At 50.8% G+C, this 374-nt stretch carries 1 tRNA gene; it reads right to left on the bottom strand.

Annotated elements, in window-relative coordinates:
- Nucleotides 1-22: 22 nt before the first annotated feature.
- Nucleotides 23-98 (bottom strand) — tRNA-Glu (locus KW824_RS20650).
- Nucleotides 99-374 lie beyond the last annotated feature (276 nt).

Below are 374 nucleotides of genomic sequence, written 5' to 3'. Positions count from 1 at the left end.
TTCTTGTTAGCAAGAAGAGAAGTGGCGTCCCCTAGGGGATTCGAACCCCTGTTACCGCCGTGAAAGGGCGGTGTCCTAGGCCTCTAGACGAAGGGGACCCAAAATCATCTTTGCGCTGCGTTAGCAGTGCAGATTTTGGGTAATGGCGAGTGCTGAGCCTGCGAGGCCGAGCGCCATTATTCACATCCCAAAACCCAATGATAGGGCTTCTCTCATCTGGCCTAAGCCAGATAAGCACTGACGCTTTCGCATCAGGTCTTTGCTCTAACTACTTTGAATCAAGGCAATCTGTGTGAACACTCAACAACTTCGACATCTTAAGGTAAGGAGGTGATCCAACCCCAGGTTCCCCTAGGGTTACCTTGTTACGACTT

Origin of the sequence: Aeromonas sp. sif0611, from assembly GCF_019218845.1 — a bacterium.
GTDB classification, from domain to species: Bacteria; Pseudomonadota; Gammaproteobacteria; order Enterobacterales; family Aeromonadaceae; genus Aeromonas; species Aeromonas media.
Note: the sequence above shows the minus strand (reverse complement) of the source record. Positions and strands in the feature narration are given on the sequence as shown.